This is a genomic window from Sandarakinorhabdus sp. FBCC-B8862 (assembly GCF_059745315.1).
Map to the genome: position 1 here is coordinate 829733 of NZ_CM185574.1, position 25295 is coordinate 855027.

At 67.3% G+C, this 25295-nt stretch carries 32 protein-coding genes; 10 read left to right on the plus strand and 22 right to left on the minus strand.

The window, feature by feature from the left end; genetic code table 11:
- Window positions 1-15: 15 nt before the first annotated feature.
- Window positions 16-429: a VOC family protein gene (locus tag AC6BOR_RS03915; RefSeq protein ID WP_086116770.1), complete on the minus strand. Its 414-nt coding sequence runs from the start codon at window positions 427-429 to the stop codon at window positions 16-18.
- Complete coding sequence (locus tag AC6BOR_RS03920; RefSeq protein WP_498059903.1) at window positions 426-833, minus strand: DUF1465 family protein; 408 nt, start codon at window positions 831-833, stop codon at window positions 426-428. Before AC6BOR_RS03920 ends, AC6BOR_RS03915 begins: the two co-directional genes overlap by 4 nt.
- Before the next feature lie 100 nt (window positions 834-933).
- Between AC6BOR_RS03920 and AC6BOR_RS03925 the strand changes: the two genes are divergently transcribed.
- On the plus strand, window positions 934-1407 hold the full coding sequence (locus AC6BOR_RS03925; RefSeq protein ID WP_498059904.1) for an Hsp20 family protein: 474 nt from the start codon (window positions 934-936) through the stop codon (window positions 1405-1407).
- Here the strand turns inward: AC6BOR_RS03925 and AC6BOR_RS03930 are convergent, their stop codons facing one another.
- Both AC6BOR_RS03930 and AC6BOR_RS03935 read right to left on the minus strand, forming a co-directional pair.
- Window positions 1408-1962, minus strand: a complete 555-nt coding sequence (locus tag AC6BOR_RS03930; protein WP_498059905.1) for a hypothetical protein — start codon at window positions 1960-1962, stop codon at window positions 1408-1410.
- Complete coding sequence (locus tag AC6BOR_RS03935) at window positions 1959-2156, minus strand: YdcH family protein (protein WP_498059906.1); 198 nt, start codon at window positions 2154-2156, stop codon at window positions 1959-1961. The genes AC6BOR_RS03930 and AC6BOR_RS03935 overlap by 4 nt, the downstream gene beginning before the upstream one ends.
- Window positions 2157-2372: 216 nt before the next feature.
- Between AC6BOR_RS03935 and AC6BOR_RS03940 the strand changes: the two genes are divergently transcribed.
- On the plus strand, window positions 2373-2531 hold the full coding sequence (locus AC6BOR_RS03940) for a YdcH family protein (protein WP_086116775.1): 159 nt from the start codon (window positions 2373-2375) through the stop codon (window positions 2529-2531).
- A 64-nt stretch (window positions 2532-2595) separates the two neighbouring features.
- Here AC6BOR_RS03940 and dksA read toward each other — a convergent pair whose 3' ends face one another.
- Both dksA and phaR read right to left on the minus strand, forming a co-directional pair.
- Entirely contained in the window at window positions 2596-2961 is a 366-nt protein-coding gene (dksA, locus tag AC6BOR_RS03945) for an RNA polymerase-binding protein DksA (RefSeq protein ID WP_498060608.1), read from the minus strand.
- Window positions 2962-3254: 293 nt separating this feature from the next.
- The gene (gene phaR, locus AC6BOR_RS03950) at window positions 3255-3842 is read right to left on the minus strand and encodes a polyhydroxyalkanoate synthesis repressor PhaR (protein ID WP_086116776.1); all 588 of its coding nucleotides are present in this window, start codon (window positions 3840-3842) and stop codon (window positions 3255-3257) included.
- Between the two features lie 80 nt (window positions 3843-3922).
- Here phaR and AC6BOR_RS03955 point away from each other — a divergent pair, with 80 nt between their 5' ends.
- From AC6BOR_RS03955 to AC6BOR_RS03970, 4 genes are all read left to right on the plus strand, one after another.
- Window positions 3923-4921 (plus strand): alpha/beta hydrolase, encoded by a 999-nt coding sequence (locus tag AC6BOR_RS03955; RefSeq protein WP_498059907.1) that lies wholly within the window; start codon window positions 3923-3925, stop codon window positions 4919-4921.
- A gap of 73 nt (window positions 4922-4994) precedes the next feature.
- Entirely contained in the window at window positions 4995-6170 is a 1176-nt protein-coding gene (locus AC6BOR_RS03960; protein ID WP_498059908.1) for an acetyl-CoA C-acetyltransferase, read from the plus strand.
- A gap of 123 nt (window positions 6171-6293) precedes the next feature.
- A complete protein-coding gene (locus AC6BOR_RS03965) occupies window positions 6294-6812 on the plus strand; it encodes a class I SAM-dependent methyltransferase (protein ID WP_094473143.1) in 519 nt (172 codons plus the stop codon).
- Window positions 6813-6828: 16 nt separating this feature from the next.
- The gene (locus tag AC6BOR_RS03970; protein WP_498059909.1) at window positions 6829-7230 is read left to right on the plus strand and encodes a PaaI family thioesterase; all 402 of its coding nucleotides are present in this window, start codon (window positions 6829-6831) and stop codon (window positions 7228-7230) included.
- A gap of 121 nt (window positions 7231-7351) precedes the next feature.
- On the opposite strand, the gene AC6BOR_RS03975 is transcribed toward AC6BOR_RS03970, so the two are convergent.
- Genes AC6BOR_RS03975 through metX form a run of 4 tightly spaced genes read right to left on the minus strand, consistent with a single transcriptional unit; the run spans window position 7352 to window position 9875 of the window.
- Entirely contained in the window at window positions 7352-7735 is a 384-nt protein-coding gene (locus AC6BOR_RS03975) for a DUF1905 domain-containing protein (RefSeq protein WP_498059910.1), read from the minus strand.
- 15 nt (window positions 7736-7750) lie between these two features.
- On the minus strand, window positions 7751-8344 hold the full coding sequence (gene metW / locus AC6BOR_RS03980) for a methionine biosynthesis protein MetW (RefSeq protein ID WP_498059911.1): 594 nt from the start codon (window positions 8342-8344) through the stop codon (window positions 7751-7753).
- Window positions 8341-8775 (minus strand): GNAT family N-acetyltransferase, encoded by a 435-nt coding sequence (locus AC6BOR_RS03985; RefSeq protein WP_498059912.1) that lies wholly within the window; start codon window positions 8773-8775, stop codon window positions 8341-8343. Before AC6BOR_RS03985 ends, metW begins: the two co-directional genes overlap by 4 nt.
- A complete protein-coding gene (gene metX / locus AC6BOR_RS03990) occupies window positions 8772-9875 on the minus strand; it encodes a homoserine O-acetyltransferase MetX (RefSeq protein ID WP_498059913.1) in 1104 nt (367 codons plus the stop codon). The genes AC6BOR_RS03985 and metX overlap by 4 nt, the downstream gene beginning before the upstream one ends.
- A 61-nt stretch (window positions 9876-9936) precedes the next feature.
- Here metX and hisC point away from each other — a divergent pair, with 61 nt between their 5' ends.
- Both hisC and AC6BOR_RS04000 read left to right on the plus strand, forming a co-directional pair.
- Window positions 9937-11070, plus strand: coding sequence for a histidinol-phosphate transaminase (gene hisC, locus AC6BOR_RS03995; RefSeq protein WP_498059914.1), 1134 nt, complete (start codon window positions 9937-9939; stop codon window positions 11068-11070).
- The gene (locus AC6BOR_RS04000) at window positions 11070-11969 is read left to right on the plus strand and encodes a prephenate/arogenate dehydrogenase family protein (protein ID WP_498059915.1); all 900 of its coding nucleotides are present in this window, start codon (window positions 11070-11072) and stop codon (window positions 11967-11969) included. The genes hisC and AC6BOR_RS04000 overlap by 1 nt, the downstream gene beginning before the upstream one ends.
- Window positions 11970-11999: 30 nt before the next feature.
- On the opposite strand, the gene AC6BOR_RS04005 is transcribed toward AC6BOR_RS04000, so the two are convergent.
- The 9 genes from AC6BOR_RS04005 to fabD all read right to left on the minus strand — a co-directional run bounded on the left by AC6BOR_RS04005 (window position 12000) and on the right by fabD (window position 20014).
- A complete protein-coding gene (locus tag AC6BOR_RS04005; protein ID WP_498059916.1) occupies window positions 12000-12854 on the minus strand; it encodes an SH3 domain-containing protein in 855 nt (284 codons plus the stop codon).
- A gap of 96 nt (window positions 12855-12950) precedes the next feature.
- Complete coding sequence (locus AC6BOR_RS04010; protein ID WP_498059917.1) at window positions 12951-13913, minus strand: hypothetical protein; 963 nt, start codon at window positions 13911-13913, stop codon at window positions 12951-12953.
- Window positions 13910-14671: a lysophospholipid acyltransferase family protein gene (locus AC6BOR_RS04015; RefSeq protein ID WP_498059918.1), complete on the minus strand. Its 762-nt coding sequence runs from the start codon at window positions 14669-14671 to the stop codon at window positions 13910-13912. Before AC6BOR_RS04015 ends, AC6BOR_RS04010 begins: the two co-directional genes overlap by 4 nt.
- Window positions 14629-15252, minus strand: a complete 624-nt coding sequence (locus tag AC6BOR_RS04020) for a YdcF family protein (protein WP_498059919.1) — start codon at window positions 15250-15252, stop codon at window positions 14629-14631. Before AC6BOR_RS04020 ends, AC6BOR_RS04015 begins: the two co-directional genes overlap by 43 nt.
- On the minus strand, window positions 15249-16211 hold the full coding sequence (gene mltG / locus AC6BOR_RS04025) for an endolytic transglycosylase MltG (RefSeq protein WP_498059920.1): 963 nt from the start codon (window positions 16209-16211) through the stop codon (window positions 15249-15251). The genes AC6BOR_RS04020 and mltG overlap by 4 nt, the downstream gene beginning before the upstream one ends.
- An 11-nt stretch (window positions 16212-16222) precedes the next feature.
- The gene (gene fabF / locus AC6BOR_RS04030; protein WP_498059921.1) at window positions 16223-17485 is read right to left on the minus strand and encodes a beta-ketoacyl-ACP synthase II; all 1263 of its coding nucleotides are present in this window, start codon (window positions 17483-17485) and stop codon (window positions 16223-16225) included.
- Window positions 17486-17634: 149 nt separating this feature from the next.
- Entirely contained in the window at window positions 17635-17871 is a 237-nt protein-coding gene (locus tag AC6BOR_RS04035) for an acyl carrier protein (RefSeq protein WP_086116788.1), read from the minus strand.
- A gap of 437 nt (window positions 17872-18308) precedes the next feature.
- Window positions 18309-19049 (minus strand): 3-oxoacyl-[acyl-carrier-protein] reductase, encoded by a 741-nt coding sequence (gene fabG / locus AC6BOR_RS04040; RefSeq protein WP_498059922.1) that lies wholly within the window; start codon window positions 19047-19049, stop codon window positions 18309-18311.
- Window positions 19050-19075: 26 nt separating this feature from the next.
- Complete coding sequence (gene fabD, locus AC6BOR_RS04045; RefSeq protein ID WP_498060609.1) at window positions 19076-20014, minus strand: ACP S-malonyltransferase; 939 nt, start codon at window positions 20012-20014, stop codon at window positions 19076-19078.
- A 253-nt stretch (window positions 20015-20267) separates the two neighbouring features.
- Between fabD and AC6BOR_RS04050 the strand changes: the two genes are divergently transcribed.
- On the plus strand, window positions 20268-21362 hold the full coding sequence (locus AC6BOR_RS04050; RefSeq protein WP_498059923.1) for a tetratricopeptide repeat protein: 1095 nt from the start codon (window positions 20268-20270) through the stop codon (window positions 21360-21362).
- A gap of 69 nt (window positions 21363-21431) precedes the next feature.
- On the opposite strand, the gene bfr is transcribed toward AC6BOR_RS04050, so the two are convergent.
- The 3 genes from bfr to mutL form a co-directional block, all read right to left on the minus strand.
- Complete coding sequence (gene bfr, locus AC6BOR_RS04055) at window positions 21432-21911, minus strand: bacterioferritin (RefSeq protein ID WP_498059924.1); 480 nt, start codon at window positions 21909-21911, stop codon at window positions 21432-21434.
- A 104-nt stretch (window positions 21912-22015) separates the two neighbouring features.
- The gene (locus AC6BOR_RS04060; protein ID WP_086116792.1) at window positions 22016-22189 is read right to left on the minus strand and encodes a (2Fe-2S)-binding protein; all 174 of its coding nucleotides are present in this window, start codon (window positions 22187-22189) and stop codon (window positions 22016-22018) included.
- A 92-nt stretch (window positions 22190-22281) separates the two neighbouring features.
- On the minus strand, window positions 22282-24084 hold the full coding sequence (gene mutL, locus AC6BOR_RS04065; RefSeq protein ID WP_498059925.1) for a DNA mismatch repair endonuclease MutL: 1803 nt from the start codon (window positions 24082-24084) through the stop codon (window positions 22282-22284).
- A 155-nt stretch (window positions 24085-24239) separates the two neighbouring features.
- Here mutL and AC6BOR_RS04070 point away from each other — a divergent pair, with 155 nt between their 5' ends.
- The gene (locus tag AC6BOR_RS04070; RefSeq protein WP_086116894.1) at window positions 24240-25280 is read left to right on the plus strand and encodes a rod shape-determining protein; all 1041 of its coding nucleotides are present in this window, start codon (window positions 24240-24242) and stop codon (window positions 25278-25280) included.
- Window positions 25281-25295 lie beyond the last annotated feature (15 nt).

The window sequence follows — 25295 nt, forward strand, 5'->3', positions numbered from 1 at the left end:
CGGGAGGATCGGTTTTCAGGCCTGTTTGGCAAAGAGGTTGGCGGGGTTGCGCATGGCCTTGAATTCCAGCGCGTTGCCGGCCGGATCGAACAGGAAGAAGGTGCCCTGCTCGCCCGGCTTGCCGGCAAAGCGCACATGGGGTTCCAGTTCGAAGGCGACGCCGGCCGCCTTGATGCGTTCGCCCAGCGCTTCCCAGCCGGCCCAATCCAGCACCAGGCCGAAATGCGGCACCGGCACCTGGTCACCATCGACGGGGTTGCGGTGGATGGCGCTTTTCGGCGCCTTGTGCACCACCAGCTGATGGCCGTGGAAATCGAAATCGATCCAGGTTTCCGAGCTGCGGCCTTCGGGGCAGCCCAGCACCGTGCCATAAAAATGGCGCGCAGCGGCCAGATCATCGACCGGGATGGCAAGGTGGAACGGGTTCATGGCTCATGTCCTTCTGGCGGGGCGTTGAGGGCCGACAGCGCTTCGGCGCGGGCGAGGATCTGGCGGGTGGCGGTGGCGATTGCGTGGCCGGGTGTGCCGGTCAAGGGATGATCGGCGGCGAGCGGCGGCGGATCATCGAAGCGGAATGGCTGCAACTGCTGCGGCTGGCCCTGATGTTCGGGGCGGAGCAGCCAATTCATCACCGCCAGCAGGCCGGCGGTGATGGCCAGCGATTCGGTGCCGACGGCCAGCGCGGCATCGGGCGGCAGCATGGCGCGCCAGGCCAGGCACGGCCCGTCAAACCAGCCGCGCGCCGCATCGCCAACGGCGAGCACATCGCGGAACAGGGCATCAAGCTGCGGCCGCAGCGGCGGCCCACCCCCTCTTGAAAGCGGACGGACCATGCCCAGATTGAGATTGCCGGCGGGGCCAGGAGGCACGGCGGCAACCCCCGGCCCAGGATGGGCGGGACCAGACGCACCTTTGCTTGAAGAGGAATGTGCCATGCGTGGATTTGATATTTCGCCGTTGCTGCGTTCGTCCATCGGATTCGAGAATCTGAACCGATTGGTCGATTATGCCAGCCGGATCGACACCGGGGATGCCTTTCCCCCCTACAACATCGAAAAGCTGGGCGATGGCGCCTATCGCATCCAGATGGCGGTTGCCGGTTTCGCCCGTGGCGAGCTGGACATCACCGTGCAGGAAAACACGCTGATCGTGGTGGGCCAGGCCGCGCCCGAGGTTGACGGCAAGGAGCGCCAGTTCCTCCACCGCGGCATCGCCAAGCGCGCCTTTGAGCGCCGCTTCCAGCTGGCAGACACCATCAAGGTGACCGGTGCCAGCTTTGAAAATGGCCTGCTCAACATCGAACTGGTGCGCGAGATCCCCGAACACAAGAAGCCGCGCAAGGTGGACATCGGCACCGGGCTGGACGCGCTGCCGGTTGCCGGTGAGACGCGGCTGGCGGCCGAATGATCAGGCCTTGAGCACCTTCCGGCGCTCGACGTGGAAGCGTTTCAGCTCCTCGGCGGGCGCCGGCCAATCCGGGTCGGCCCGGGCGGCGGCGGCATAATCTTCCATCGCCGCCTTCAGATTGCCGGCCACTTCCTGGGCCTGGGCCCGCGCGAAATAGGCACGGGCCGGGCTTTTCGGGCCGATCTCCAGACCATGGCTGATCAGCGCGACCGCCTCGGCGGCACGGCCATCAAGCCGGGTCAGCGCGATGCCCTTGTTGATCCAAGCCTCGGCCAGGCCCGGCGCGGCCTGAATGGCGAGATCGAAATCGGCCACCGCCTCCACCAGCTTGCCGGCCTTAACCCGCGCGATGCCGCGGTTGAGCAGCATGGCCAGCCGCACGGACGGTGGGATGCCCGGTTGGCGGATGTCCTTGTCGCAGCGGGACAGATCGCGGCGGCCGGGATGTTCGGCGGCAGCAGCCGCGCTGCAGGCCCGGGCGATGGGCAGTTCGGGCGCCGTTTCGGCTGCCGCATCCGGGCCAGTGGCGGCCAGCAGCAGCAACAGCGCGATCATGCGATGATGTCGGGGATCAGCTGATCTTCGAGGAGGCTGATCTCATCCTTCAGGCGCAGCTTGCGCTTCTTGAAGCGTTGCAGCTGGATCATGTCGGGCATCGGCAGCTGGCGTAGGGCATCGATGGCGGCATCCAGATCGCGATGCTCCATCCTCAGATATTCGATGCGGGCGCGGATTTCCGCTTCGTCCACGGCTGGGCAGGCTCCGTTGTTGCGCGCGGCAAGAGACTATCGGTTAACCAAAAGGCCGGGCCGGCTCAAGGGTGGCCAAGGCCCTGGCGGCGAATGCTGCCAATATGGCGGTGAATCGCCGCATGGGTGATGGACTCGCGGTGCGAAGCATGATGCACTCGTCAGTCCCGACGCTGCCCAATCCGGGCAGCGCCTGTGAGCGAAGGGAGAGTATGAATGCCCAACAGCCACCGGGACATGCTGGCCGCCCGCCATGCCAGGCTGGACGCCAGACTGGGTGCCGAATTGAAGCGACCCGTGCCTGATGCCGCCATCCTGCGGCAACTGAAGGCCGAAAAACTGAAAGTGAAGGACGAATTGTCCCGCATTCATTGAGCGGGATGATGCCGCGCCGACCGGCCTGCGCTGATGGCGCAGCCCGGCGGCGCCAGGCACCAAACTATTCGTCGCGGCTGATCTTCTCGTCGCGCTCGTGGCGCTCCTGGGCATCGATCGTCATGGTGGCGATCGGGCGGGCTTCCAGCCGGGCGAGGCTGATCGGCTCACCGGTGATCTCGCACCAGCCATAATCGCCGGTTTCGATGCGGCGCAGCGCGGCATCGATCTTGGAAATCAGCTTGCGCTGGCGGTCGCGGGTGCGCAGTTCGATGCCCCAATCGGTTTCGCTGGCGGCACGGTCGGTCAGATCAGGCTCGCGCAGCGGCTCGGCCTTCAGCGCTTCCAGCGTGCTTTCCGATTCCTTCAGGATCTCGTCTTTCCACGCCAGCAGCTTCTTGCGGAAATAGGCCAGCTGCAGCGGGTTCATGAACTCTTCGTCGGCCGAAGGCCGATAGCCGGCCGGCAGATCATCGCCGGGGGCCGGCACGATCAGAGGCCCGTCGTCACTGTTGCTGTCTGGCCCGGAAAATACACCTTGAGACCCACTCTTCATCGCCAGCATCCCACCAATCGTGCCGGCAATGCCCCCCAAGGCGGGTGGCAGTGCCAAACCCGAACCATCTGCCTGATCAGACCCCTCCGATCAGGCTTTCTCCCACCGCCGCCCATATAGACAAGCCGCGGCAGCAGCAAGGGCCGATGCAGCGGTGCAGGGCAAAATCAGCCCTTGATGCCGTCCAGTCGGGCCTGGAGGGCGGCGAGCTGTTCCTTGAGCAGCGCCAGTTCCTCGGCGCTGGCGGCCGGCTTTTCGGCCGGCGGCGGGGTCGGCTGCGGCGGCGGCGCACGTTCGGTGGTGCGGAAGCGGCCGCCGGTCATCATGTCGGTCGCGGCCTGGAACATCGCGAGATTCTGCTTGGCCAGCTGTTCGAACGGCTTCATCGCCGCGTCGCGGAACTTGGCGTGATTCTCGGCAAAGGCCGCCATCGAGGCTTCGAGATAGTGGGGCACCATCGCCTGCATCGAATCGCCATACATGGCGATGATCTGGCGCAGGAACGACACCGGCAGCATGGTCTGGCCGCCGGCTTCCCCTTCCATCACGATCTGGGTGAGCACGGAGCGGGTGATATCCTCCCCGGTGCGGGCGTCGAACACCTGGAAATCACGGCCGTCACGCGTCATCTCCGCCAGATGTTCCAGCGTGATGTAGCTTGACGTTTCGGTGTTGTAGAGCCGACGGTTGGCGTATTTCTTGATGACGATGGGCGCTTTGCCCGCCTTGGCGTCGGAGGAGGAAGCAGCGGCCATGAGGACTCCCGGAACGGTCTCTGTCATTATCGCTAGCACGGTCATGTGTTGCGGTGCAATGCCGCAGGTGCAGCACCGCCATGGCTGAGCGCCGGCGGGATCGCGGCCCGCACCCGCTGCCGCTGTTCCTGGGCACGGTGCAGGCGGTGTGCGGGGATGACCGGGCGCGGCTGGCGCGGGTGCTGGCCGGGCTGGCGCGCTATCAGCAGGCGCCGGCCCCGCCGCCGCGCGCCGCCTGGCCCGAGGTGGCGCGCGTGGGCAGCGTTGCCTTGCGCGCCGGGGCGGAACGCGGCCGGCCGCTGGTGCTGGTGCCATCACTGATCAACGCGCCCGATGTGCTGGATCTGGGGCCGGGGCAGAGCCTGGCGGCGCACCTGGCCGCAGCCGGGTTCCGGCCGTTGCTGGTGGATTGGGGGCCGCAGCCGGAAGCGCTGGGGCTGGCAGCGCTGGTGGACGAGCGGTTGGTGCCGTTGATCGCGGCGCTGGGCGAAGCGGTGCCGATGCTGGGTTATTGCCTGGGCGGCACGCTGGCGCTGGCGGCGGCGCGCGCCGGGGTGGCCAGCCAGCTGGCGTTGCTGGCGGCGCCCTGGCGCTTTGTCGGCTATGGCGATGCTGGGCGGGCGGCGCTGGGCCAATGGTGGCAACAGGCACGGCCGCTGGCCGAACCGCTGGGCGCCGTGCCGATGGACCTGTTGCAACCGGCCTTCTGGTCCCTGGATCCGGCCAGCCTGGTGGCGAAATATGAGCGGCTGGCGGCGGCCGATGATGCGGCGGTGGCCGGCTTTGCCCGGCTGGAGGATTGGGCCAACGGCGGCGCGCCGATCAGCCTGGCCGCCGCCGCCGATCTGGCCGGCCTGTTCGAGGCCGGGGCGCACGGGCTGGGCGGCGATGCGCTGCCAGCTATCCCGCTGCTGGATGTGGTGGCGATGGCCGATCGCATCGTGCCGGCCGCCGCCGCGCTGACCGACCCGGGCGATGCCCGCCGGCTGGAGATCATGGGCGGCCATGTCGGCATGGTGGTGGGCGGCCGGGCGCCGGAGCGGTTTTGGGCGCCGTTGACCCGGTGGCTGCAGGCTTGATCCAAAGGGCCATGGTGCAGCGCGGCAAACTTGCCTAGGCTTTGGACTGCGACTCGAAACCAGGGGAGACCCCATGAGCAACATCGTCATCACCGCCGCCCGCCGCACCGCCGTGGGCAGTTTCCTGGGCAGCTTTGCCAGCACGCCGGCCCATCTGCTGGGCAAGGCGGCGATCGAGGCTGCGCTGGCCGATGCCGGCGTGGCCGCCGACGAGGTGAGCGAGGTGATCCTGGGCCAGGTGTTGACCGCCGGCCACGGCCAGAACCCGGCGCGGCAGGCGTCGCTGGCCGCGGGCATCACGCAGGATGCGCCGGCCTATGGTGTCAACCAGGTCTGTGGATCGGGCCTGCGCGCGGTGGCGATGGCGGCCCAGGCGATTGCCAATGGCGATGCCGGCATCGTGGTCGCCGGCGGCCAGGAATCGATGAGCCTTTCCATGCATGCCCAGGCCCTGCGCGCCGGGCAGAAGATGGGCCACATGGAATTTGTGGACACCATGATCAAGGATGGCCTGTGGGATGCCTTCAACGGCTATCACATGGGCATCACCGCGGAAAACGTGGCTGAAATGTATCAGATCAGCCGCGCCGCCCAGGATGAATTTGCCGTGGCCAGCCAGAACAAGGCCAGCGCGGCGCGCGCCGCCGGCCGCTTTGCCGCCGAAATCGCGCCCGTCACTGTGAAGGGCCGCAAGGGCGATACCATCATCGACACCGATGAATATATCCGCGACGGCGTGACCATCGATGGCGTGTCGGGCCTGAAGGGCGCGTTCAAGAAGGACGGCACAGTGACGGCCGCCAACGCCAGCGGCATCAACGATGGCGCCGCCGCGCTGGTGCTGATGAGCGAGGCCGAGGCGCTGCGCCGCGGCGCGCCCATCCTCGCCCGCATTGCCGGCTTTGCCAGCGTGGGCGTCGATCCGAAGATCATGGGCATCGGCCCGGTGCCGGCCAGCCGCAAGGCGCTGGCCAAGGCGGGCTGGAGCGTGGCCGATCTGGATCTGGTGGAAGCCAACGAGGCATTCGCCGCGCAGGCGCTGGCCGTGGGCCAGGAACTGGGGCTGGACCCGGCCAAGCTGAACGTCAACGGCGGTGCCATCGCCATCGGCCACCCGATCGGCGCATCGGGCGCGCGCGTGCTGGTGACGCTGCTGCACGAAATGGGCCGGCGAGATGCGAAGAAGGGCCTGGCGACATTGTGCATTGGCGGCGGCATGGGCATTGCGATGGCCGTTGAGCGGGGCTGAGGCGCGGCGGCCGGTGCCGGCAGCGCCCCTCCGTCGGCCTGCGGCCGCCACCTCCCCAAACAAGTTTGGAGAGGATCTGAAGGCCCTTCCCGCCTCGGCCATTCCGCGCCATAACCCCGGGCCATGATCCGCGACGCCACTCCGCTGGAACGCCTGTTTGCCGGGAAGGGCCATGGCCGCTTGCTGGTGCTGGGCCGCCCGCCGGAGCGGGTGCCGCTCAACCTGGAGGGGTGGGAGCGGCTGGCCTGCGTGGCGGCGCGAGATGAGGATATCAGGCCCGGCACGGTGCGCGCCGATCCCCACCATCTGCCGTTTCACGAAGCCCTGTTCGACAAGGCGCTGCTGTCGGCCCCCTTGCTGCAGCCGCGGCTGATGCTGCGCGAACTGTGGCGGGTCTTGTCACCGGCGGGGCTGGCCGTGCTGATCGTGCGGGCGCGGCGGCCCTGGCACCAGAAGGATATCGGCTGGCTGCGCGAGCCGCTGCAGCTGCGGCTGGACGAGGCGATGTTCGAGGTGATCGACTGGCGGGTGGAAACCCTGCCCGAGCGTTATCATGTCGTGCTGGTCGCCAAGACGGATTGGCAAAAGCCGGTGCTGGTGGGCGCCGCCGATCCGGCGATGGTGCCCCGACTGATCAACTAAGGATTGGGGACCCGCAATGGATGACGCCGCCCTTGCCGCCGTGGTGAAGATGGTGCCGTTTTCGGCGCACCTCGGCTTTGAGATCAAGGAAATGGGGCCGGAACAAGTGGTGGTGCACGCCCTCATCCGGCCGGAATACTGCACATCGGGCGGCACCGCCCATGGCGGCTTTCTGATGGCGCTGGCCGATTTCACCGGTGCGGTGGGGGCCTTCCAGGTGCTGCCCGAAGGCGCGAAGGGCACGACGACGATCGAATCCAAGACCAACATGATGGGGGCCATCCCGGTTGGAACCACGCTGGTGGCCACCGCGACGCCGCTGCATGTTGGCCGGCGCACCAGCGTGTGGGTGACGCGGGTGGAAAGCGCCGAAGGCAAGCTGGCAAGCGTGACGACGCAGACGCAGATGGCGTTGTGATCTGGCGGTCCTCCCCCTTTTGGGGGAGGTGCCCGAAGGGCGGAGGGGGCTGCCTCGCGTGGTCCTTGCAGCCCCCTCCGTCGCCTTTGGCGCCACCTCCCCCAGAGGGGGAGGATTGTGCTCAGAGACTGAGCTCCACCGTCACCGTGTCGCCCTCGCCTACGCCTTCCTTTTTCCGCACGGCGGCCTTGACCGGCAGCAGATAGCCGCCAGCCTCTTTCGACGGGAACACGGAGGTCGCCCATGAGGTGTTGCCCAACCGGACCTTCACATAGACGCTGCCCCAGGCCGCCGACCGGCCCGGCGCGCCGGCGCGGATGCCATCGGCCACCGGGCCGGTGATGGTGAGGAAATGCCAGCTCATCGGGCTGGGCTTGCCATCCGCCGATTTGCCCTTCCAGATCCACAGCGGGCCGGTGAAGGTCCATGCGCCGCCGGCGGGCAGATCATGGCCCAGTTCCTCGCGCAGGAAGCGGATCAGTTCGGGATCGAGATCGGGGTCCACGCGGGAGATGATAGCCTATCGCCGCAGGACGAACACCCCGGTATCGGCCAGCAGATTGGGCCAAAGGCTGACCGGTCGGCCGGCGGACAAGCCGGTGGCGCGTTCCACCGTCAGCCCCATTTCGGCGGCCAGCGCCTCGAAATCGGCGATGGTGCAGAAATGGATGTTGGGCGTTTCGTGCCAGCTGACGGGCAGCGAGCGGGTGACCGGCATGCGGCCGCCGAGCGTGAGGCTGAGCCGCACCCGCCAATGGCCGAAATTGGGGAAGGACACGATGGCGCTGCGGCCGATGCGCACCAGTTCGGCCAGGACGGCGGCTGGCCGCTGCATCGCCTGCAGCGTGTTGGAGAGGATGACGACATCAAAGGCGGCATCGGGATAATCGGCCAGATCGGTATCGGCATCGCCCTGCACCACGGCAAGGCCCCGGCCGACGGCGCTCGCCACGTCTGCAGCGTCCAGTTCGATGCCTCGGCCCTCCACCCCTTTGGTGTCGCGCAGCCAGGCCAAAAGCTGGCCATTGCCGCAGCCGATATCGAGCACGCGCGCGCCTTCCGGCACGGCGGCGGCCACGGCGGCCAGATCGGGACGCAACGGAACCGGTGTCATGCCGGATCCCCGCCATAGGCGTTGGCGACCACGCGCTCCATCAACCGTTCGGGGTGCGCGGCCGCTTGCCAGCCGTGACGCCGATAGAGCGGATGCGCATCGTGGGTGACAAGCAGCCAGCGCCGCAGACCGGCCAGTTCGGGCAGGCCGTCAAGATGGGTGAGCATGGCCGACGCGACCCCCTGGCCGCGCGCGGCATCATCGACAATCACGTCGCACAGATAGGCAAAGGTGGCGCGATCGGTTACCAGCCGGGCAAAGCCGATCTGGCGGCCATCGGGGGCAAAGGCGCCGACGCACAGCGAGCCGGCCATGGCGCGCGCCACCAGATCGCGGCTGATCCCGCGCGACCAATAGGCGTTGGTGAGCCAGCCATGGATGCGGTCAAGCTGCTGATCATCGACGCTGGTGCTGAGGCGAAGGCCGGTCATGCCGCGAGGAACCCATGGACAACGCGGTTCATTTCCGGCGCGTCGAGCAGGAAGGCATCATGGCCGAACGGGCTTTCCAGCTCGACGAAGGATACCGGTGCCCCGGCGGCGTTGAGCGCGCGCACGATGCGGCGGCTTTCGGCGGTGGGATAAAGCCAGTCGGAGGTGAAGGAGACGAGCGCAAAGCGGCAGGGGCTGCCGGCAAAGGCACGGGCAAGATTGCCGCCAAAGGGCTCGGCCAGATCGAAATAATCCATGGCGCGGGTGATGTAGAGATAGGAATTGGCGTCGAACCGCTCCACGAACGACAGGCCCTGGTGCCGCAGATAGGATTCGACCTGGAAATCGGCATCGAAGCCGAACGACACGGCATCGCGGTTCTGCAGTCGGCGGCCGAATTTTTCGGTGAGACCGGCTTCGGACAAATAGGTGATGTGCGCGGCCATGCGGGCGACGGCAAGGCCATCGGCCGGCGGTGCATCGGGGGCGTAGAGCCCGCCCTGCCACTTGGGATCGGCCATGATCGCCTGGCGGCCGACTTCGTGGAAGGCGATGTTCTGCGCCGAATGGCGGGCAGCGGTGGCGATGGCGACGACCTTTTGCACGCGGGTCGGGTGGTTCACCGCCAGCGTGAGCGCCTGCATGCCGCCCATCGAGCCGCCGATCACGGCGTGCAGCTGCGCAATGCCGAGATGATCGAGCAGGCGCACATGGGCGGCCACCATGTCGGAAATGGTGATGACGGGAAAGCGCATGGCATAGGGCTGGCCATCGCGGGGATCGGCCGTCGAGGGCCCGGTGGACCCCATGCAGCCACCCAGCACATTGGCGCAGATGACGAACCAATGTTCGGGATCGACCGGCTTGCCGGGGCCGACCAGCCGCGTCCACCAGCCCGGCTTGCCGGTGCGCGGGTGGGTGGAGGCAAGATATTGATCGCCGGTGAGCGCGTGGCAGATCAGGATGGCGTTGCTGGCGTTGGCGTTCAGCCGGCCATAGGTTTCATAGGCGATGGTGAGTTCGGGCAGCACACCGCCACCCGCCAGCGCGAAATCGCCGGGCAGGGTGATGCTGCGGTCAAGGCCGAAACGTTGGTCCATCGGGTGCCCAGATAAAGGCGTGGGGGTGACGGGGGAAGCGATATTCGCTAACGCCGCTGGCATGACGACATCCGCGCCCCCGAACGCCCCGGTGATGAAGCCCTGGATCGAGGCCATGCACGCCTATGTGCCCGGCAAGGCCAAGGCCGACGGCGCGCCGGTGGTGGCGAAATTGTCGAGCAACGAGAATCCGTGGGGCCCCTCCCCCAAGGCGGTAGCGGCGATGCAGGCGGTGCTGGCCGAAGGCCATCGCTATCCCGATCCGGCCTCAACCCAGCTCCGCAGCGCACTGGGCGCCAAATATGGCGTGGACCCGGCCCACATCATCTGCGGCACCGGCAGCGACGAGATTTTGCACATGATCGCTTCCGCCTTTGCCGGGCCGGGGGACGAGATCATCCACGTGCGCCATGGTTTTGCGGTTTATGAAGGCGCGACGCGCCGGGTGGGGGCGACGCCTGTGGTGGTGCCCGATGTGGATTATACCGGCGATGTGGATGCGATCCTGGCGGCCATCACGCCGGCGACCCGGGTGATCTATGTCGCCAATCCAAACAACCCCACCGGCACGCTGCTGCCGGCGGCCGATATCCGCCGCCTGATTGCCGGGGTGCCGGCGAACGTGGTGCTGGTGCTGGATTGCGCCTATGCCGAGTTTGTGGAGGATGAGTATGAGGATGGGCTGGCGCTGGCGCAGACGCTGCCCAACCTGATTGTCACCCGCACCTTTTCCAAGATCCATGGCCTCGCGGCGCAGCGCATTGGCTGGGCGGTGGCGGCGCTGCCGCTGATCGCCGCGATGGACCGGGTGCGCGGGCCGTTCAACGTGACCAGCACCGGCCAGGCCGGCGCGGTGGCCAGCCTGGCCGACGATGCCCATATCGCCATGGTGCGGGCCGAAACCATCCGCCTGCGCGGCTGGCTGGCCGGCGAAATCGCGGCACTGGGCAATGCCGGCCTGCGCGCCATTCCATCGGCCTGCAACTTCATCCTGGTGGAGTTTCCGGAGGACGGACCGGTGACAGCGGCGGCGTGCAACCAGTATCTTCTGGATCACGGCATCATCTGCCGATACCTCGCTGTGCAGAACATGCCGCGGGCCCTGCGCATTTCGATCGGCACCGAAACCGAAACCCGCACAGTGGCCGCGGCGCTGCGCGATTATGTTGAAGGCGCGACGGGAGCGCCGGCCTGATGCTGCCGTTTGCGCGGGTGGCCATCATTGGCATGGGCCTGATCGGCTCGTCGCTGGCGCGTGCCATCCGCGCCGCCATGCCGACCGTGCAGCTGGTGGTGAGCGATGCCGACGAGGATGTGCGCGAACGGGTGATCCAGCTGGGCCTGGCCGATGATGTTGCCGATGGCGCCGGCGCGGCCGTGGTGGATGCCGATCTCGTCATCCTGTGTGTGCCGGTGGGGGCGATGGCGGCAGTGGCGGCCGAGATTGGCCCGGAATTGAGCCCGGACACGGTGGTGAGTGACGTGGGCAGCGTGAAGGAAAGCGTGGCCAAGGTGCTGGGCGCTGCTCTGCCCGGCGTGCATGTGATCCCGGCGCACCCGGTGGCGGGCACCGAGAAGTCCGGGCCGGATGCCGGCTTTGCCAGCCTGTTCCAGGGCCGCTGGTGCATCATCACGCCGCCGCCGCGCGCCGATGCCATGATGGTGGAGAAGCTGGCGGAATTCTGGCGCCGGCTGGGGGCCAAGGTGGAGTTGATGGACGCCGCCCATCATGACCGGGTGCTGGCGGTGACCAGCCACCTGCCGCACCTGATCGCCTATTCGATCGTGGGCACGGCCAGCGATCTGGAAGCGGTGACCAAGGCCGAGGTGATCAAATATTCGGCCGGCGGTTTCCGTGATTTCACCCGCATCGCTGCATCCGATCCGGTGATGTGGCGCGACGTGTTCCTGAACAACCGCGAGGCGGTGCTGGAACTGTTGGGCCGTTTCACCGAGGATCTGGTGGCGCTGCAGCGCGCCATCCGCTGGGGCGAGGGCGACACGCTGGAGGCGCTGTTCACCCGCACCCGCGCCATCCGCCGCAGCATCATCGATGAAGGCCAGGACACCGAAAAGGCCGATTTCGGCCGGTGAGGGCGGCCCGGCGGACCGCCCTGCCCCCGCCTATTTCAGATCCTCGACATTCACCCAGCCGCTGGTGCCGAAGCTGTCGGCCAGTTCGACAAACTTGCCCTCGCGCTTGCCGGTGGGCTTGAGGCTGGTGCCGGCGCGCAGGGTGCGCACCACGGCGCCATCCATCGCCGGGGTGGCGCGCATCGATGTGTCCACCGCCACTGTGGCACCGGGCGCGGCGGCCGGCGCACTGGCCGCCACCTGCATTGCCCCGGCCTGTAGCGCGCCGCCTTGCGCCACCACGGCGTTGAACGCCTTGATGAAGGCTTCGGTGAGCATCTGGCCGTCCTTGGTGGCATAGCCGGCCTGGGCCATGCCGGCGGCCACGCCCGCCATGCCGCCCAGCGTGACGCTGTTGCTTTGCGAGCTGCCGCTGCCGCTGGCCAGGGCCATGCCGGTGGCCGGGCTCATCACCCGGATGGCGGCGGCGATGGTCTTTTTCTTGCCGCCAAAGCCGCCGAACATGCCCATCATGCCGCCCACCCCAGGCACGCGGCCCAGGGCGCCGGATCGCACCAGTGCTTCGGTGGCAACGCTTTTTGCCATCTCCACGCCCTTGTCGATGTCCTCCTGGCTGCCGGCGATGGCGCTCATCAGGAAATTGGCCGGCTTGCCGCTGGCCGGATCATGGATCGCAAAACAGCCCGATTCATTGGCCAGCGCCGCCAGCAGCGGGCGGGGCGAGCCGAGACCGAACTTGGTCCAGCCCTGGGTGTCGCCATCCACCACGGCCACGGTGCCGAGCGAGGCCTGGCACTTGGTGAGCGTGGGCGGTGGATCCTTGGCCGCAGCCGGCATGGCCAGAAGGGCAGTGGCCAGGGCGGCGGCGATGGTCTTGCTTGTCATGAGTCCCCCAATCTGTGGCGCGGTCGCGCGCGCGGGGGAATGCTGCGCCTGGTCGGGCCGGCAGGATTGTAAAAAACGGACAGTTTGGGGCGGAATTCAGCGCAAATGCGGGCATGGCGGCAGCTGGCCGCGCCGCGACCGACCCGCCAGATCGGCCGGAAGGCCCGACAGTGCCACCGGGCCACCGGCGGGCAAGGCGGTTTCCACCGCCAGCCGCACGGGCGCGCGCAGCCGGGCTTCGGCCGGCGCGGCGGTGCCGGCCAGCAGCGCCTGCACCGCCAGCGGGCAAACGGTGGTGATCGTGCCAGCCAGCCGCATCCCGGTGCCCAGCGGCACGATGCTGGCATCCAGTTTCAACACTTCGCCCGTGGCGTCGCGCAGCGTGGCGCTGGCATCGATGACGCCATCGCCGGCCCAGGCGCGATAATCGGTCAACCGGGCCCGGCCGCGCGCCACCAAATCGGCATCCAGCGACAAGGCTGCGCCCTGCCCCAGGCGCAGGCCGGTGGCGCCGATGACCAATTGCCCGCGCGGTTGCGGCTGGGCGGCATCGGTAGCGGCGCCGGGCTGGCGTTCGCGCAGGTGGAGTTCCAGCGCGCTGGTGGTGAAATCCGGGCCGAAGCCGGCGTTGCCTTTGGCGGCGGGCAGCACCAGCGACAGGCGACGCAGCCGGCCATCGACAAGGTGCAGGCTGGCATTGCCGCTGCCGGCGGCCACCCGCGCCGCCAGCGGTCCAAGCGCTGTGGCAAGCGCCACGCCCTGGCCCTGGAACACCGTGAGTTCCGGCCGCCATGGCCCGCGGTTGAGGCGCAAGCGCTCCGCCCGCAGCACCAGCTGCACCGGGCCATCATGGCGACGCTCCACCCCGGCCAGTTCCGCCTCCAACCGATAAGGGAAGCCGGTCGCCACCAGCGTGCGGCCGGGGAACCAGCCGGCCAGCGTGGTTTCAAAATCCACCGCCCAGCCGCGCCAGGCCCAGGCATAGGCCGCCAGCCCCAGCAGCAGCGGCAGCAGCGAGAGCAGCAACGTCGCTCTTTGGGGCCAGCGGCGGCGCATCATGGCCGGGTTCCCTGCAACAGATTGATGGCGGCGTGCACGCGGGCTTCCACCTCGTCCCGCTTCAGGCCGGGTGGAATGGGCGCGCCAACCAACAGACGCACGGTGCCGGGATATTTGATGAAGCTCTTCGGCCAGACGCTGCCGCTGTCGAGCGCGATCGGCACCACCGGCAGCTTCAGCATCTTGTAGAGGCCGGCAAAACCGGCGGCGAGTTCTGGCGTCTGCCCGACCTCCACCCGCGTGCCTTCGGGGAAGATCACCACCGGCCGGCCCAGCGCCACGGCGGCCTGGGCCTGGCGCATCATTTCGCGCAGCATGGCGGCCGAACCGGCGCGATCAACGAAGATGGAGCCGTGCCGGGCCGAGGCGAGGCCCCAGATCGGGATCCGGCGCAATTCCTGCTTCATCACCACCGCCGGGCGTTCGAACCACCAGAGGGTGAGGATGGCTTCCAGCGCGCTTTCATGTTTGAGCGCAAACAGATGCGGGCCGGCGGGGATTTCGCCGTCAATCTCGATCCGGATGCCGGTGATCACCCGGCTGGTGAGGCGGAACCAGCCGGCCCACAGCTTGGGCCCGATGTAGAGCAAGGGGCCCTGGCCGGAGAGCAGGCCGAGCAGCAGCGCCAGCGGCACCAGCACCAGCGAGCCGCCAAGAAAGGCGATCTGGAAGATGATGGTGCGGATCAGCGCCAGCACCAGCCGAGCCACGCCCATCAGGCCGCCCCCGCCAGAAGCGCGGCGCGGCGCAGCAGCCATTTCGAATATTCCACCGCCAGGCTGGGGGCCTTGGGTTCGGATGGCACCGCATCGGGCAGCACGGCGATGCCGGCCGGCAGCACGCGCGCCAGTTCGAGCCGGGCGCGGCGCATGTGGCCGGCGCTGGTGACCAGCCGGATGGAGGCGAATTTGTTGGCCGCCACCCAGCGCGCCGTTTCCTCGGCATTCGATCGTGTGTCGATGGCTTCATAACCCAAATCGGTGGTGCGCAGCCGGCGCGTGCCGATGTGATAGGCCGCCGCCAGCTGCCGCCGCGTTGTGGTGCGGCCAACGCCGGAAATCAGCATGCGCCGGGCAGCACCGATTTCCACCACCTTCAGCCCACGCTGGAAGCGACCGACCCCACCGGTGAGCACCACCACGCCATCGGATTTGACCGAAAGTGGCGCGGCGCCTGGCAGCGTGAGGCTGAACCACAACAGGCCCAGCATCCAGGCCAGCACCGGCATCGCCAGCAGGCGCGCCGCCCACAGTCCGATCACGGCCAGCCGGCTGCGCCGCTGCGCGCGCGTGCGGGTGGAAGGCTTCACCGCCGGCCGCGAGGCGGGCCTGCGGCTCACATCTCGCCCCGCTGCCGGCGCAGGGCAAACCAGCGCGCCACATTGGCATTTTGTTCGGCGAGCGTTTTGGCAAAGACATGGCCGCCGCTGCCATCGGCGACGAAATAGAGCGCATCGGTGTCGGCCGGATCGAGCACGGCCATGAGGCTCTCCCGCCCCGGATTGGCGATGGGGCCCTTGGGCAGGCCGGGCTTCAGATAGGTGTTGTAGCCGGTGTCGCGATTGAGTTCGGACCGGCGGATGCGCCGGCCGAGCGGGCGCCCTTGCGTGATCGGGTAGATCACGGTGGGATCGGCATCCAGCTTCATGGCGATGCGCAGCCGGTTGGAATAGACGCCCGCAATGGTGCGGCGCTCTCCGGCCTTGCCGGTTTCCTTTTCGACGATGCTGGCCAGGATCACGGCCTCCTGCGGACTTTTGACCACGGTTTTGGCGGAGCGCCTGGGCCAGAGATCTGCCAGCGCCTTGTCCATCGCAGCCTGCATGCGCTTCAGCACGGCGGCGCGGGGTTCGCCGGGCTGATAGTCATAGGTGTCGGGCAACACGCTGCCTTCGGGCGGGGCGGCGACCTGTCCCTTCAGATCGGGGATGGCATTCAGCCGTTCGGCCACCAGCACCGCCGGCCAGCCTTCGGGGATGGTAACGGTGAAGCGCTGCACCTCGCCCTTCTGCAGGGCCGCCAGGATGCTGGCCCAGCTCTGGCCGGGGCGGAGGCGATAATTGCCGGCCTGCACCGCCGCATCGCCACCCAGCAGCCGCGCCGCCAGCCGGAAACGGCCGCCGTCGGCGATGATGCCCTGCGCCTCGAGATCGCGGGCAACGCGATTGAGGCTGGCGCCCTTGGCCACCGCAAAGGCCTGCGGCTTGGCCGGGTTTGCCCCCCAGCCATACCAGGGGGCCAGCAGATACAGGCCGGCCATCACCCCAACGGCCAGGATCAGAAGGCCAAGGCGGCGCACGGCGTGGCCGATCAGACGCCGCGCATCACCAGCGTCGCGTTGGTGCCGCCGAAGCCGAAGCTGTTGTTAAGCACCGCGCGGATGCGCCGCTGCTTGGCAACATGGGGCACCAGATCAACGCCGATGCAGCTGTCGGACGGATTGTCGAGGTTGAGGGTGGGCGGGGCGACCTGATCGCGCAGAGCGAGCAGACAGAAGATCGCCTCCACCGCGCCGGCGCCGCCGAGCAGGTGGCCGATGGCCGATTTGGTCGACGACATCGAGACATTGTCGATGGCCGCGCCGAACAGCCGCTTGACCGCGCCCAGTTCCAGCTCGTCCCCCATCGGGGTGGAGGTGCCATGGGCGTTGATATAATCGATGTCGGCGGGCGTCAGGCCGGCGCGCTTCAGCGCCATTTCCATGGAGCGGAACGCGCCGGAGCCTTCCGGGTGCGGCGCCGTCACGTGATAGGCATCGCCCGACAGGCCATAGCCGATGACTTCACCATAGATTTTCGCGCCGCGGGCCTTGGCCTTCTCATATTCCTCGAGGCAGACGACACCGGCGCCTTCGCCCATCACGAAACCGTCGCGATCCTTGTCATAAGGGCGGCTGGCGCGGGTGGGATCATCGTTGAAGGCGGTGGAGAGCGCACGCGCCTGGGCAAAGCCGGCGATGCCCAACGGGCACAGCGCGCTTTCGGAACCACCGGCCAGCATCACATCGGCATCGCCCAGCGCGATCATGCGCGCGGCATCGCCAATGGCATGGGCGCCGGTGGAGCAGGCAGTGACCACGGCATGATTGGGGCCCATCAGGCCATATTTGATCGAAACCTGGCCGGAGATGAGGTTGATCAGACGGCCGTGCACGAAGTGCGGCGAGACGCGGCGCGGGCCCTTTTCGTGGCAGATGATCGATTCGGAGGCGATGCCCGGCAGGCCGCCAATGCCCGACCCGATCGAGCAGCCGGCGCGGAAACGTTCCTCCTCCGTCATATCGGTCAGGCCGGCGTCTTCGATGGCCTGGCCGGCGGCATCGATGCCATAGACGATGAAAGGATCGACCTGGCGCTGCACCTTGTAGTCAACGCGCTGGTTGGCATCGAAGGTCATGCCGCTGCCATCGCCGGCCTTCACCTCGCAAGCGATGCGACAGGCCTGGTTGCTGGCATCAAAGCGGGTGATCGGCCCGGCGCCAGAGCGCGAGGCGAGGATATTGGCCCAGGTGGTTTCGACACTGCCACCCAGCGGCGTGACGAGGCCCAGACCGGTAACAACAACACGGCGCATATGCGCTCCATTCATCCCTTGCCGGCCCTGCCGCGGCCGCGTGGTTCAATTTCGCAGTTCAAAATGCGAACGGCCCTTCGCCCGTGCTGGACGAAAGGCCGTTCCGGCAAAGCGCACCGGCACAGCCGGGCGGCCTTTCGCGCCTGAGATCAGTTGCCGTTGGCGGCGATGAAATCGATGGCGTCCTTGACGGTGAGGATCTTTTCGGCGGCATCGTCCGGGATTTCGACGCCAAATTCTTCTTCAAAGGCCATCACCAGCTCGACGGTGTCGAGGCTGTCAGCGCCCAGATCGTCGATGAAGCTGGCGGTGTCGGTCACCTTGTCGGCTTCTACGCCCAGATGCTCCACCACGATCTTCTTCACGCGCTCGGCAACGTCGCTCATTTGCATGTCCCCTTGGGTTGCGGCGCCGGGGCGCCATTCAGCTTGCTCTGGCGCGATAGCCTGATGGCGGAATTGTGGCAAGAGCGCAGCGCCGCGTGCGCGCAGCAATGCGCGCCGACAGGCGCAAGCTCGGCCGGGCTGGCTGCCGGCAGCAGGCCGGCAGAACAGCTTCGACGGCGTGGCTTCGCCGCGCTCTTTCTTTCTTCCTTGATTTCGCCAGCCAAGCAGACTCGGCGGCTCCGCCCGACCTTGCACGAAGAGCGCCCGCCGCCCCCTCCGTCGCCTTGGCCTACCACAGGCCTAGGATCAGGTGCGGCGTGGCAGAGCCACGCCGTCGGACGACACACGAAAATGGCGGCCAGAGCGCCGCCATTTTTGGTCGCCGGCCGGGCTTGCGCCTGTCGGCGTGCAGTGCTGCGCACTGCGCGCTCGCGGCGTTACGCCAGGTACATCCCGCCGTTGATGTGCAGCGTCTGCCCGGTCACGTACGACGCCTCCTTCGACGCCAGATAGACGACACCGGCGGCAATATCCTCACCCGCCCCAAGACGGCCGGCGGGGATGCGGCCGGTCAGTGCCTCCTTCTGGGCGTCTGGCAGCGCATCGGTCATCGCCGAGACGATGAAGCCCGGCGCCACGGCGTTGACGGTGATGTTGCGGCTGGCCAGTTCCTGGGCCAGCGCCTTGGTCATGCCGATCAGGCCAGCCTTGGAGGCGGCATAATTGGCCTGGCCAGGGTTGCCGGTGGCCCCCACCACGCTGGTGATGGAGATCAGCCGGCCGAACCGCTGCTTCATCATCGGCTTGGCCGCGGCGCGATAGAGGCGGAAGGTGGCTTCAAGGTTGATGCGGATCACGTCTGCCCACTCCTCGTCCTTCATGCGCATGGCGAGGTTGTCGCGGGTGATGCCGGCGTTGGACACGAGAATGTCGAGCCGGCCGCCCAGCGCTTCGACGGCCTGGGGCACCAGCGCATCGACAGCAGCGCTGTCGGACAGGTTGCAGGGCAGGATCACCGCATCGGGGCCACATTCGGCGGCCACGGCGGCAAGCGCTTCAGCGCGGGTGCCAGACAGGGCAACACGGGCGCCGCGGGCGGCCAGCGCCTTTGCGATGGCGCTGCCGATGCCGCCAGAGGCACCGGTGACAAGCGCGGTCATGCCGGAAAGATCAAACATGCTGGGTCTCCTCGGGCGATGGCCCCTCAGGCAATTGATTTCGCAATGGCTTCCACACCGCTCATGTCGGATGCGGTGATGGTGGGCACATCAGGCGTGATGCGGCGGATCATGGGGCCGAGCACCTTGCCGCCAAGTTCGACAAATTGTTCGACGCCAAGGCCCGCCATGGCCAGCACGGATTCGCGCCAGCGCACGGTGCCGCAAACCTGTTCGATGAGCAGCGTGCGAATCATGTCGACATCGCTGACCGGGGCAGCCGTGACATTGGCGACGAGCGGCACGGTGGGCGCCACGATCGGTGCGGCGGCCAGCGCGGCGGCCATGGCATCGGCAGCCGGCTGCATCAGCGGACAGTGGAAGGGGGCCGAGACCGGCAGCAGCACGGAGTGGCGGGCGCCCTTGGCCTTGGCCAGGTTCATGGCACGGGCCACCGCCTCGACATGGCCGGAGACGACGACCTGGCCGTTGGCATTGTCGTTGGCGGCGGCGCACACCTGCGTTCCGGCGGCTTCGGCGGCGATGGCCTGAACCGTTTCGAAATCAAGGCCGAGCAGCGCGGCCATGGCGCCGACGCCGGGCGGCACGGCGGCCTGCATGGCCTCCCCACGCCGCCGCAGCAGGCGGGCGGTGTCCGCAAGGCTGAGCGAGCCAGCAGCGCAAAGCGCCGTATATTCCCCAAGGCTATGGCCGGCGACAAAGCCGGCCTTGTCGGCCAGGCGGATGCCGGCTTCGTTTTCCAGCACGCGGAGCGCCGCGATGCCGACAGCCATGATGGCCGGCTGGGCATTGGCGGTGAGGGTGAGCTCGTCTTCCGGACCCTCCCACATCAGACGGGTGAGATGCTGGCCCAGCGCCTCGTCCACCTCTTCAAACACGGCGCGGGCGTGCGGGCTGGCATCGGCCAGGCCCTTGCCCATGCCCACCGATTGGCTGCCCTGTCCGGGGAAAATGAAGGCGCGAATGGTCCCTCTCCTCATGTCGCTGCTGTGTGGGCGCGATTAGGCGCTTCGCCGCTGCCGTGCAACCATCGCCCGCAGTTGGGGCCATTTGCCCCGTTGCGCGGGCGCAACTTTGCTTTATGGGCTGCCCCTCGCGCTCAGGGAGGGAGCGGGAGGGATTCGCCACGGCCATTCCCTTTTGGTTCGCCTGTGTGTGGGGCCGGCGTGACAACGGGCCGGCTGACAGGGTTTGGAACAAGAAGACCAAGGAGAGCCAATGTCGATCAATGCCCGTCTGCTGATCGCCGCCAGCCTGATTGTTGCCGCCATGCCTGCGCACGCGGCTGTTTCCAAGGCGGTTGGCAATGCGCTGAATGCGGCGGCCTCTGCCGCCAAGTCGCGCAACGCTGCCGGCGTGGCCGCTGCCATTGCCCAGGCCCGCGCCGCGGCCAGCACGGCCGAAGAAAAGCAGAAGACGGCGGAAATGGCCGGCTTTGCCTTCACCGCGGTGGGCCAGTATGGCCAGGCCGCTGCCGCGCTGGAACAGGTCGGCGCCCCTTGCGGCCAGTTGGGTCCGCTCTATTATCGCGCCGGCCAGCTCGACAAGGCGGTCGCCATTGCCCGGAACTGCCCGGGTGAGGCCAGCCAGATCCTGGTCGCCCAGTCGATGTCGCGCCAGGGCAATCACAAGGCCGCTGTTGCCGCCTACAACAAGCTGATCGCCAGCAACGGCGCCAAGAGCGTCTATCTGGAAAATCTGGCCGGCGCCCAGTTCAAGGCCGGCGACAAGGCCGGTTATCTCGCCACCACCACCCGCCTGATCAAGTCTGACCCGTCGCCGGCGCGCTGGAAGGTGCTGCTGACCGAGATGCAGGGCCAAAACATGCGCAGCGAAGCCAAGCTGGCGCTCTATCATCTGATGATGACCACCGGGAACTTGAACCGCCCGCAGGATCTGACCGATTTCGCCAAGCTGGCGCTGATCAATGGCCAGGCCGCCGCCGCCAAGGCCGCGCTGGACAAGGCCGGCTCTGGCAGCGACACGATGAGCCAGAAGCTGGCGGCTGCCGCTGCCAGTGGCGTCGCCAAGGAAGCCGCCGAAGCCGTGAAGCTCTCGGCCGCGCCCACCACCGCCTTCAAGGGTGGCAACGCCTATCTGGGCCTGAATGATTATGCCAAGGCGATGGCCGCCTATGACAAGGCGATTGCCGCCAACGGCCCGGATGCCGATTTTGCCCGCGTGTTCAAGGGCATTGCTGCTGTGAAGGGCGGCCAGAAGGCCGCTGCGCTGGCTGCGTTCAAGGCCGTTGATGAAAAGGGCGGCATGAAGGATATCGCCAATCTGTGGAGCCTCTACGCCAGCACCCGCTGAGCGGTTGGCCGCATGTAAAAAGGGCCGCCGTGGGATGCCACGGCGGCCCTTTTCATGTGTGGCGCGCGCTTATTCGCCGGCAGGGCGCGACTGCAGCTGGATATAGTTGCCCAGGCCCATCTGCTTGATCATTGTCTGCTGCGTCTCGATGAAATCGACATGTTCTTCCTCGGCGCTGAGGATTTCGGCGAACAGGTCGCGGCTGGCGAAGTCGCGCACGGCCTCGCAATGCTGGATGGCATCCTTCAGCAGGGCGATGGCTTCGAACTCCAGTTCGAGATCGGCCTGCAACACCTCTTCCACCGTCTCGCCGATGCGCAGGCGATTGAGCGCCTGCATGCCCGGCAGACCTTCCAGGAAGAAGATCCGTTCCATCAGCTTGTCGGCGTGGCGCATCTCATCGATGGATTCGTGCCGTTCATAATCGGCCAACCGCTTGATCCCGAGATTGTCGAGCAAGCGATAATGCAGCCAATATTGGTTGACCGCCGTCAGCTCACCCTTGAGCACGGCGTTCAGAAATTCGATCACCTTGGCATCGCCACGCATGGCACCATCTCCTCACTGTTGCCGAGAAGATGCCTGCAAATTTGACAGCGGTCAAGAAAAAGCGTGATTTTTCTGATACTTATTACTGCAACGCACTTGCAGTATCAACGGCACGCGTGGGCGTCTTCCACGACTTCGCGGGCGAACGGCAGGCACTGCCCACACTTGGGCTTGCAACCCAGCTGGGCAAAGGCGGCCTTGGGGCAGGATTTGCCAGCGGCGCGCGCGGCTTCACGCACATCCCGTTCCTTCAGCGCATTGCACACACAAACGAACACAGACGGCCTCTCGAATCGCCAGAGCCTTGCTCTTGCGAGACGTTATCAACGATCTGCGTCACTAATGCAAGTGGTTCGCAGTAACAGCGCGGTCACCGCCGCCCGAACAATTTCTCGATGTCGGTCTTGGCCAGGCGCACCCAGGTCGGGCGGCCGTGGTTGCACTGGCCACTGTGCGGGGTCACCTCCATCTCGCGCAGCAGGGCGTTCATTTCGGCGATCGAAAGATGCCGGCCAGCGCGCACGCTGCCGTGGCAGGCCATGGTGGCGGCCACGGCGTCGAGCCTTTCCTTGAGCGTGAGCGCCTTGCCGAAGGCGGCCAGATCATCGGCCAGATCGATGATCAGCCCCTTCACATCGCACGTCCCCAGCAGCGCCGGCGTGCCGCGCACCAGCACGGCGGCAGGGCCAAAGGCCTCGATCTCCAGCCCCAGTTCGGCCAGTTCCCCTGCGCGGGCGGTGATGCGGGCTGCGGCAATATCATCAAGGTCGATGACCTCGGGCACCAGCAGCGCCTGGGTGGCGACCCGGCCGCCGGCCAGGGCCCGGTTCATGCGCTCGAGCGTCAGGCGTTCGTGGGCGGCATGCTGATCGACCAGCACCAGCGCGTCATCGGTTTCGGCAATGATATAGGTGGCGGCAACCTGGCCGCGTGCGGCACCAAGCGGGAAGCGGGTGGCCGGCGGCGGCGGCGCGGGCGGCGCGGTCTGCCCGGCGGTGCTGTTGGGGGCAAAGGCTGGTGGCAGTTCGGTGAACAGGCGGGGTGGCTCTGCGAGGCTGGGGGGCTCTGCGCGGCTGGGTGGCTGCATGGCAGGCGCACCCCAGTTGGACGGCGCCAGGGCCGGTTCGCTGACGAAGGCCGCCAGTGCCGCATCGGCCACGGTGGTGGCCGCGCGGTGACCGGCGGCATCCAGCGCCCGGCGCACGCCCGACACGATCAGGCCGCGCACCAGGGCGGCATCGCGGAAGCGCACCTCAGTCTTGGCCGGGTGCACGTTCACATCGACAAAATCGCCCGGCACATCAAGGAACAGTGCCACCACCGGGTGGCGATCGCGGGCCAGCATATCCTGATAGGCCCCGCGCAGCGCCCCCAGCAGCAGCCGGTCGCGCACGGGTCGGCGGCCAACGAAGAGATATTGGTGATCGGCCACCCCGCGATTGTAGGTGGGCAGGCCCGCCAGGCCGCCAAGGTGCAGCCCCTCCCGCTCCAGATCGACAGCCACCGCATTGTCGGCAAAATCACTGCCGATGATCGCCGCCAGCCGTGCGAGCAGCGAGGCCGGGGTGGCATCGGGAAGCGGCGGCAGATTGAGCAGGCGCCGGCCTTCCGACTCCAGACTGAAGCCGACATCGGGGTTGGCCATGGCCAGCCGGCGGACATGATCGAGACAGGCCGCCAGTTCGGACCGCGGCGATTTCAGGAATTTGCGCCGGGCCGGCACCGCCGCGAACAGACCATCAACCCTGACCAACGTGCCGGGTGCGGCGGCGGCCGGGCCGTCGTGGGTGATGCGGCCATTGTCCACCACCAGCCGCCAGCCCTCCTGCCCCCCGGCCCGGCTGGTCAGGGCGAGGGTGGCGACCGAGCCGATCGACGGCAACGCCTCACCACGGAAGCCCATGGTGGCAATCGCCGACAGATCATCATCGGGCAGTTTCGAGGTGGCGTGGCGTTCAACGGCAAGGCGCAGCTGATCGGGCGCCATGCCATGGCCATCATCGGCGACCTCAAGCCCGTCGATGCCGCCGTTGGCCAGCCGGATGGCGATGCGGGCGGCGCCGGCATCCAGCGCATTTTCCACCAGTTCCTTGAGCGCACTGGCAGGCCGTTCCACCACCTCGCCGGCGGCGATCTGGTTGATCAGGGTTTCGGGCAGGCGGCGAATGGGCACTGGCCTGTTTTAGGGGCAGATGGGCGTGTTGTCAGCCATCGGTGCTGCCGAAATGGCCTTCGCGCTTGCAAAAACCGTGGCGGCGGGACTATGGCGGCCAGTCCGTCGCGCCCGTTCGCGAATCCCTTTCTCATGCCCTGATGGTAACCACCGCCATGTCGCCCTTTTCCCGGATGTTTTCCTTCCTTGCCCAGGATATGGCCATTGATCTGGGCACCGCCAACACGCTGGTTTATGTGCGCGGCCGCGGCATCGTGCTGAACGAGCCGAGCGTGGTCGCCATCGAAACCATCCGCGGCAACAAGATCGTCAAGGCGGTGGGCAATGAGGCCAAGGTGATGATGGGCCGCACGCCGGGCAATGTGGAGTGCATCCGCCCGTTGCGCGATGGCGTGATTGCCGACATCGATGTGGCCGAACAGATGATCAAGCACTTCATCAAGAAGGTGCAGTCCAGCCGGTTCGGCCGTTATCCGGAAATCGTCATCTGCGTGCCGTCGGGTTCGACCAGCGTTGAAAAGCGCGCCATCCGCGATGCCGCCAACAATGCCGGCGCCACCCAGGTCTATCTGATCGAGGAGCCGATGGCCGCCGCGATCGGCGCCGGGATGCCGGTGACCGAACCCATTGGTTCTATGGTGGTGGATATCGGCGGCGGCACCACCGAAGTTGCCGTGCTGTCGCTGAAGGGTCTCGCCTATACCACCAGCGTGCGCGTGGGCGGGGACAAGATGGACGAAGCCATCATCAACTATGTCCGCCGCAACCACAACATGCTGATCGGTGAAGCCACCGCCGAGCGCATCAAGAAGGAAATCGGCACCGCCAAGCGGCCGGCCGATGGCGTGGGCGAAACCATAGACATCAAGGGCCGCGACCTGATGAATGGCGTGCCCAACGAGATCCAGATCAACCAGGCCCAGGTTGCGGAAGCACTGGCCGAACCGGTGGCCACCATTGTGGAAGGCGTGCGCGCCGCGCTGGAGAACACCCAGCCGGAACTCGCCGCCGACATCGTGGACCAGGGCATCGTGCTGACCGGCGGCGGCGCGCTGCTGCGCGATCTGGATGTGGTGCTGCGCGAGGCCACTGGCCTTCCGGTGACCGTGGCCGAAGAGCCGTTGACCTGTGTCGCCATCGGCACCGGCCGTGCGCTGGAAGATCCGATGTACCGCGGTGTGCTGATCACCGCCTGAGGCCCACGCCTGTCG

What these genes read in the sequence shown, in the direction of transcription:
- AC6BOR_RS03915 (WP_086116770.1), bottom strand. Translation starts at nt 429, where the DNA reads ATGAACCCGTTCCACCTTGCCATCCCGGTCGATGATCTGGCCGCTGCG.
- AC6BOR_RS03920 (WP_498059903.1), bottom strand. Translation starts at nt 833, where the DNA reads ATGGTCCGTCCGCTTTCAAGAGGGGGTGGGCCGCCGCTGCGGCCGCAG.
- AC6BOR_RS03925 (WP_498059904.1), top strand. Translation starts at nt 934, where the DNA reads ATGCGTGGATTTGATATTTCGCCGTTGCTGCGTTCGTCCATCGGATTC.
- AC6BOR_RS03930 (WP_498059905.1), bottom strand. Translation starts at nt 1,962, where the DNA reads ATGATCGCGCTGTTGCTGCTGCTGGCCGCCACTGGCCCGGATGCGGCA.
- AC6BOR_RS03940 (WP_086116775.1), top strand. Translation starts at nt 2,373, where the DNA reads ATGCCCAACAGCCACCGGGACATGCTGGCCGCCCGCCATGCCAGGCTG.
- dksA (WP_498060608.1), bottom strand. Translation starts at nt 2,961, where the DNA reads ATGAACCCGCTGCAGCTGGCCTATTTCCGCAAGAAGCTGCTGGCGTGG.
- phaR (WP_086116776.1), bottom strand. Translation starts at nt 3,842, where the DNA reads ATGGCCGCTGCTTCCTCCTCCGACGCCAAGGCGGGCAAAGCGCCCATC.
- AC6BOR_RS03955 (WP_498059907.1), top strand. Translation starts at nt 3,923, where the DNA reads ATGGCTGAGCGCCGGCGGGATCGCGGCCCGCACCCGCTGCCGCTGTTC.
- AC6BOR_RS03960 (WP_498059908.1), top strand. Translation starts at nt 4,995, where the DNA reads ATGAGCAACATCGTCATCACCGCCGCCCGCCGCACCGCCGTGGGCAGT.
- AC6BOR_RS03965 (WP_094473143.1), top strand. Translation starts at nt 6,294, where the DNA reads ATGATCCGCGACGCCACTCCGCTGGAACGCCTGTTTGCCGGGAAGGGC.
- AC6BOR_RS03970 (WP_498059909.1), top strand. Translation starts at nt 6,829, where the DNA reads ATGGATGACGCCGCCCTTGCCGCCGTGGTGAAGATGGTGCCGTTTTCG.
- metW (WP_498059911.1), bottom strand. Translation starts at nt 8,344, where the DNA reads ATGACACCGGTTCCGTTGCGTCCCGATCTGGCCGCCGTGGCCGCCGCC.
- AC6BOR_RS03985 (WP_498059912.1), bottom strand. Translation starts at nt 8,775, where the DNA reads ATGACCGGCCTTCGCCTCAGCACCAGCGTCGATGATCAGCAGCTTGAC.
- metX (WP_498059913.1), bottom strand. Translation starts at nt 9,875, where the DNA reads ATGGACCAACGTTTCGGCCTTGACCGCAGCATCACCCTGCCCGGCGAT.
- hisC (WP_498059914.1), top strand. Translation starts at nt 9,937, where the DNA reads ATGACGACATCCGCGCCCCCGAACGCCCCGGTGATGAAGCCCTGGATC.
- AC6BOR_RS04000 (WP_498059915.1), top strand. Translation starts at nt 11,070, where the DNA reads ATGCTGCCGTTTGCGCGGGTGGCCATCATTGGCATGGGCCTGATCGGC.
- AC6BOR_RS04005 (WP_498059916.1), bottom strand. Translation starts at nt 12,854, where the DNA reads ATGACAAGCAAGACCATCGCCGCCGCCCTGGCCACTGCCCTTCTGGCC.
- AC6BOR_RS04010 (WP_498059917.1), bottom strand. Translation starts at nt 13,913, where the DNA reads ATGATGCGCCGCCGCTGGCCCCAAAGAGCGACGTTGCTGCTCTCGCTG.
- AC6BOR_RS04015 (WP_498059918.1), bottom strand. Translation starts at nt 14,671, where the DNA reads ATGGCTGCTGCGCCGCGCCGCGCTTCTGGCGGGGGCGGCCTGATGGGC.
- fabF (WP_498059921.1), bottom strand. Translation starts at nt 17,485, where the DNA reads ATGCGCCGTGTTGTTGTTACCGGTCTGGGCCTCGTCACGCCGCTGGGT.
- AC6BOR_RS04035 (WP_086116788.1), bottom strand. Translation starts at nt 17,871, where the DNA reads ATGAGCGACGTTGCCGAGCGCGTGAAGAAGATCGTGGTGGAGCATCTG.
- fabG (WP_498059922.1), bottom strand. Translation starts at nt 19,049, where the DNA reads ATGTTTGATCTTTCCGGCATGACCGCGCTTGTCACCGGTGCCTCTGGC.
- AC6BOR_RS04050 (WP_498059923.1), top strand. Translation starts at nt 20,268, where the DNA reads ATGTCGATCAATGCCCGTCTGCTGATCGCCGCCAGCCTGATTGTTGCC.
- bfr (WP_498059924.1), bottom strand. Translation starts at nt 21,911, where the DNA reads ATGCGTGGCGATGCCAAGGTGATCGAATTTCTGAACGCCGTGCTCAAG.
- AC6BOR_RS04070 (WP_086116894.1), top strand. Translation starts at nt 24,240, where the DNA reads ATGTCGCCCTTTTCCCGGATGTTTTCCTTCCTTGCCCAGGATATGGCC.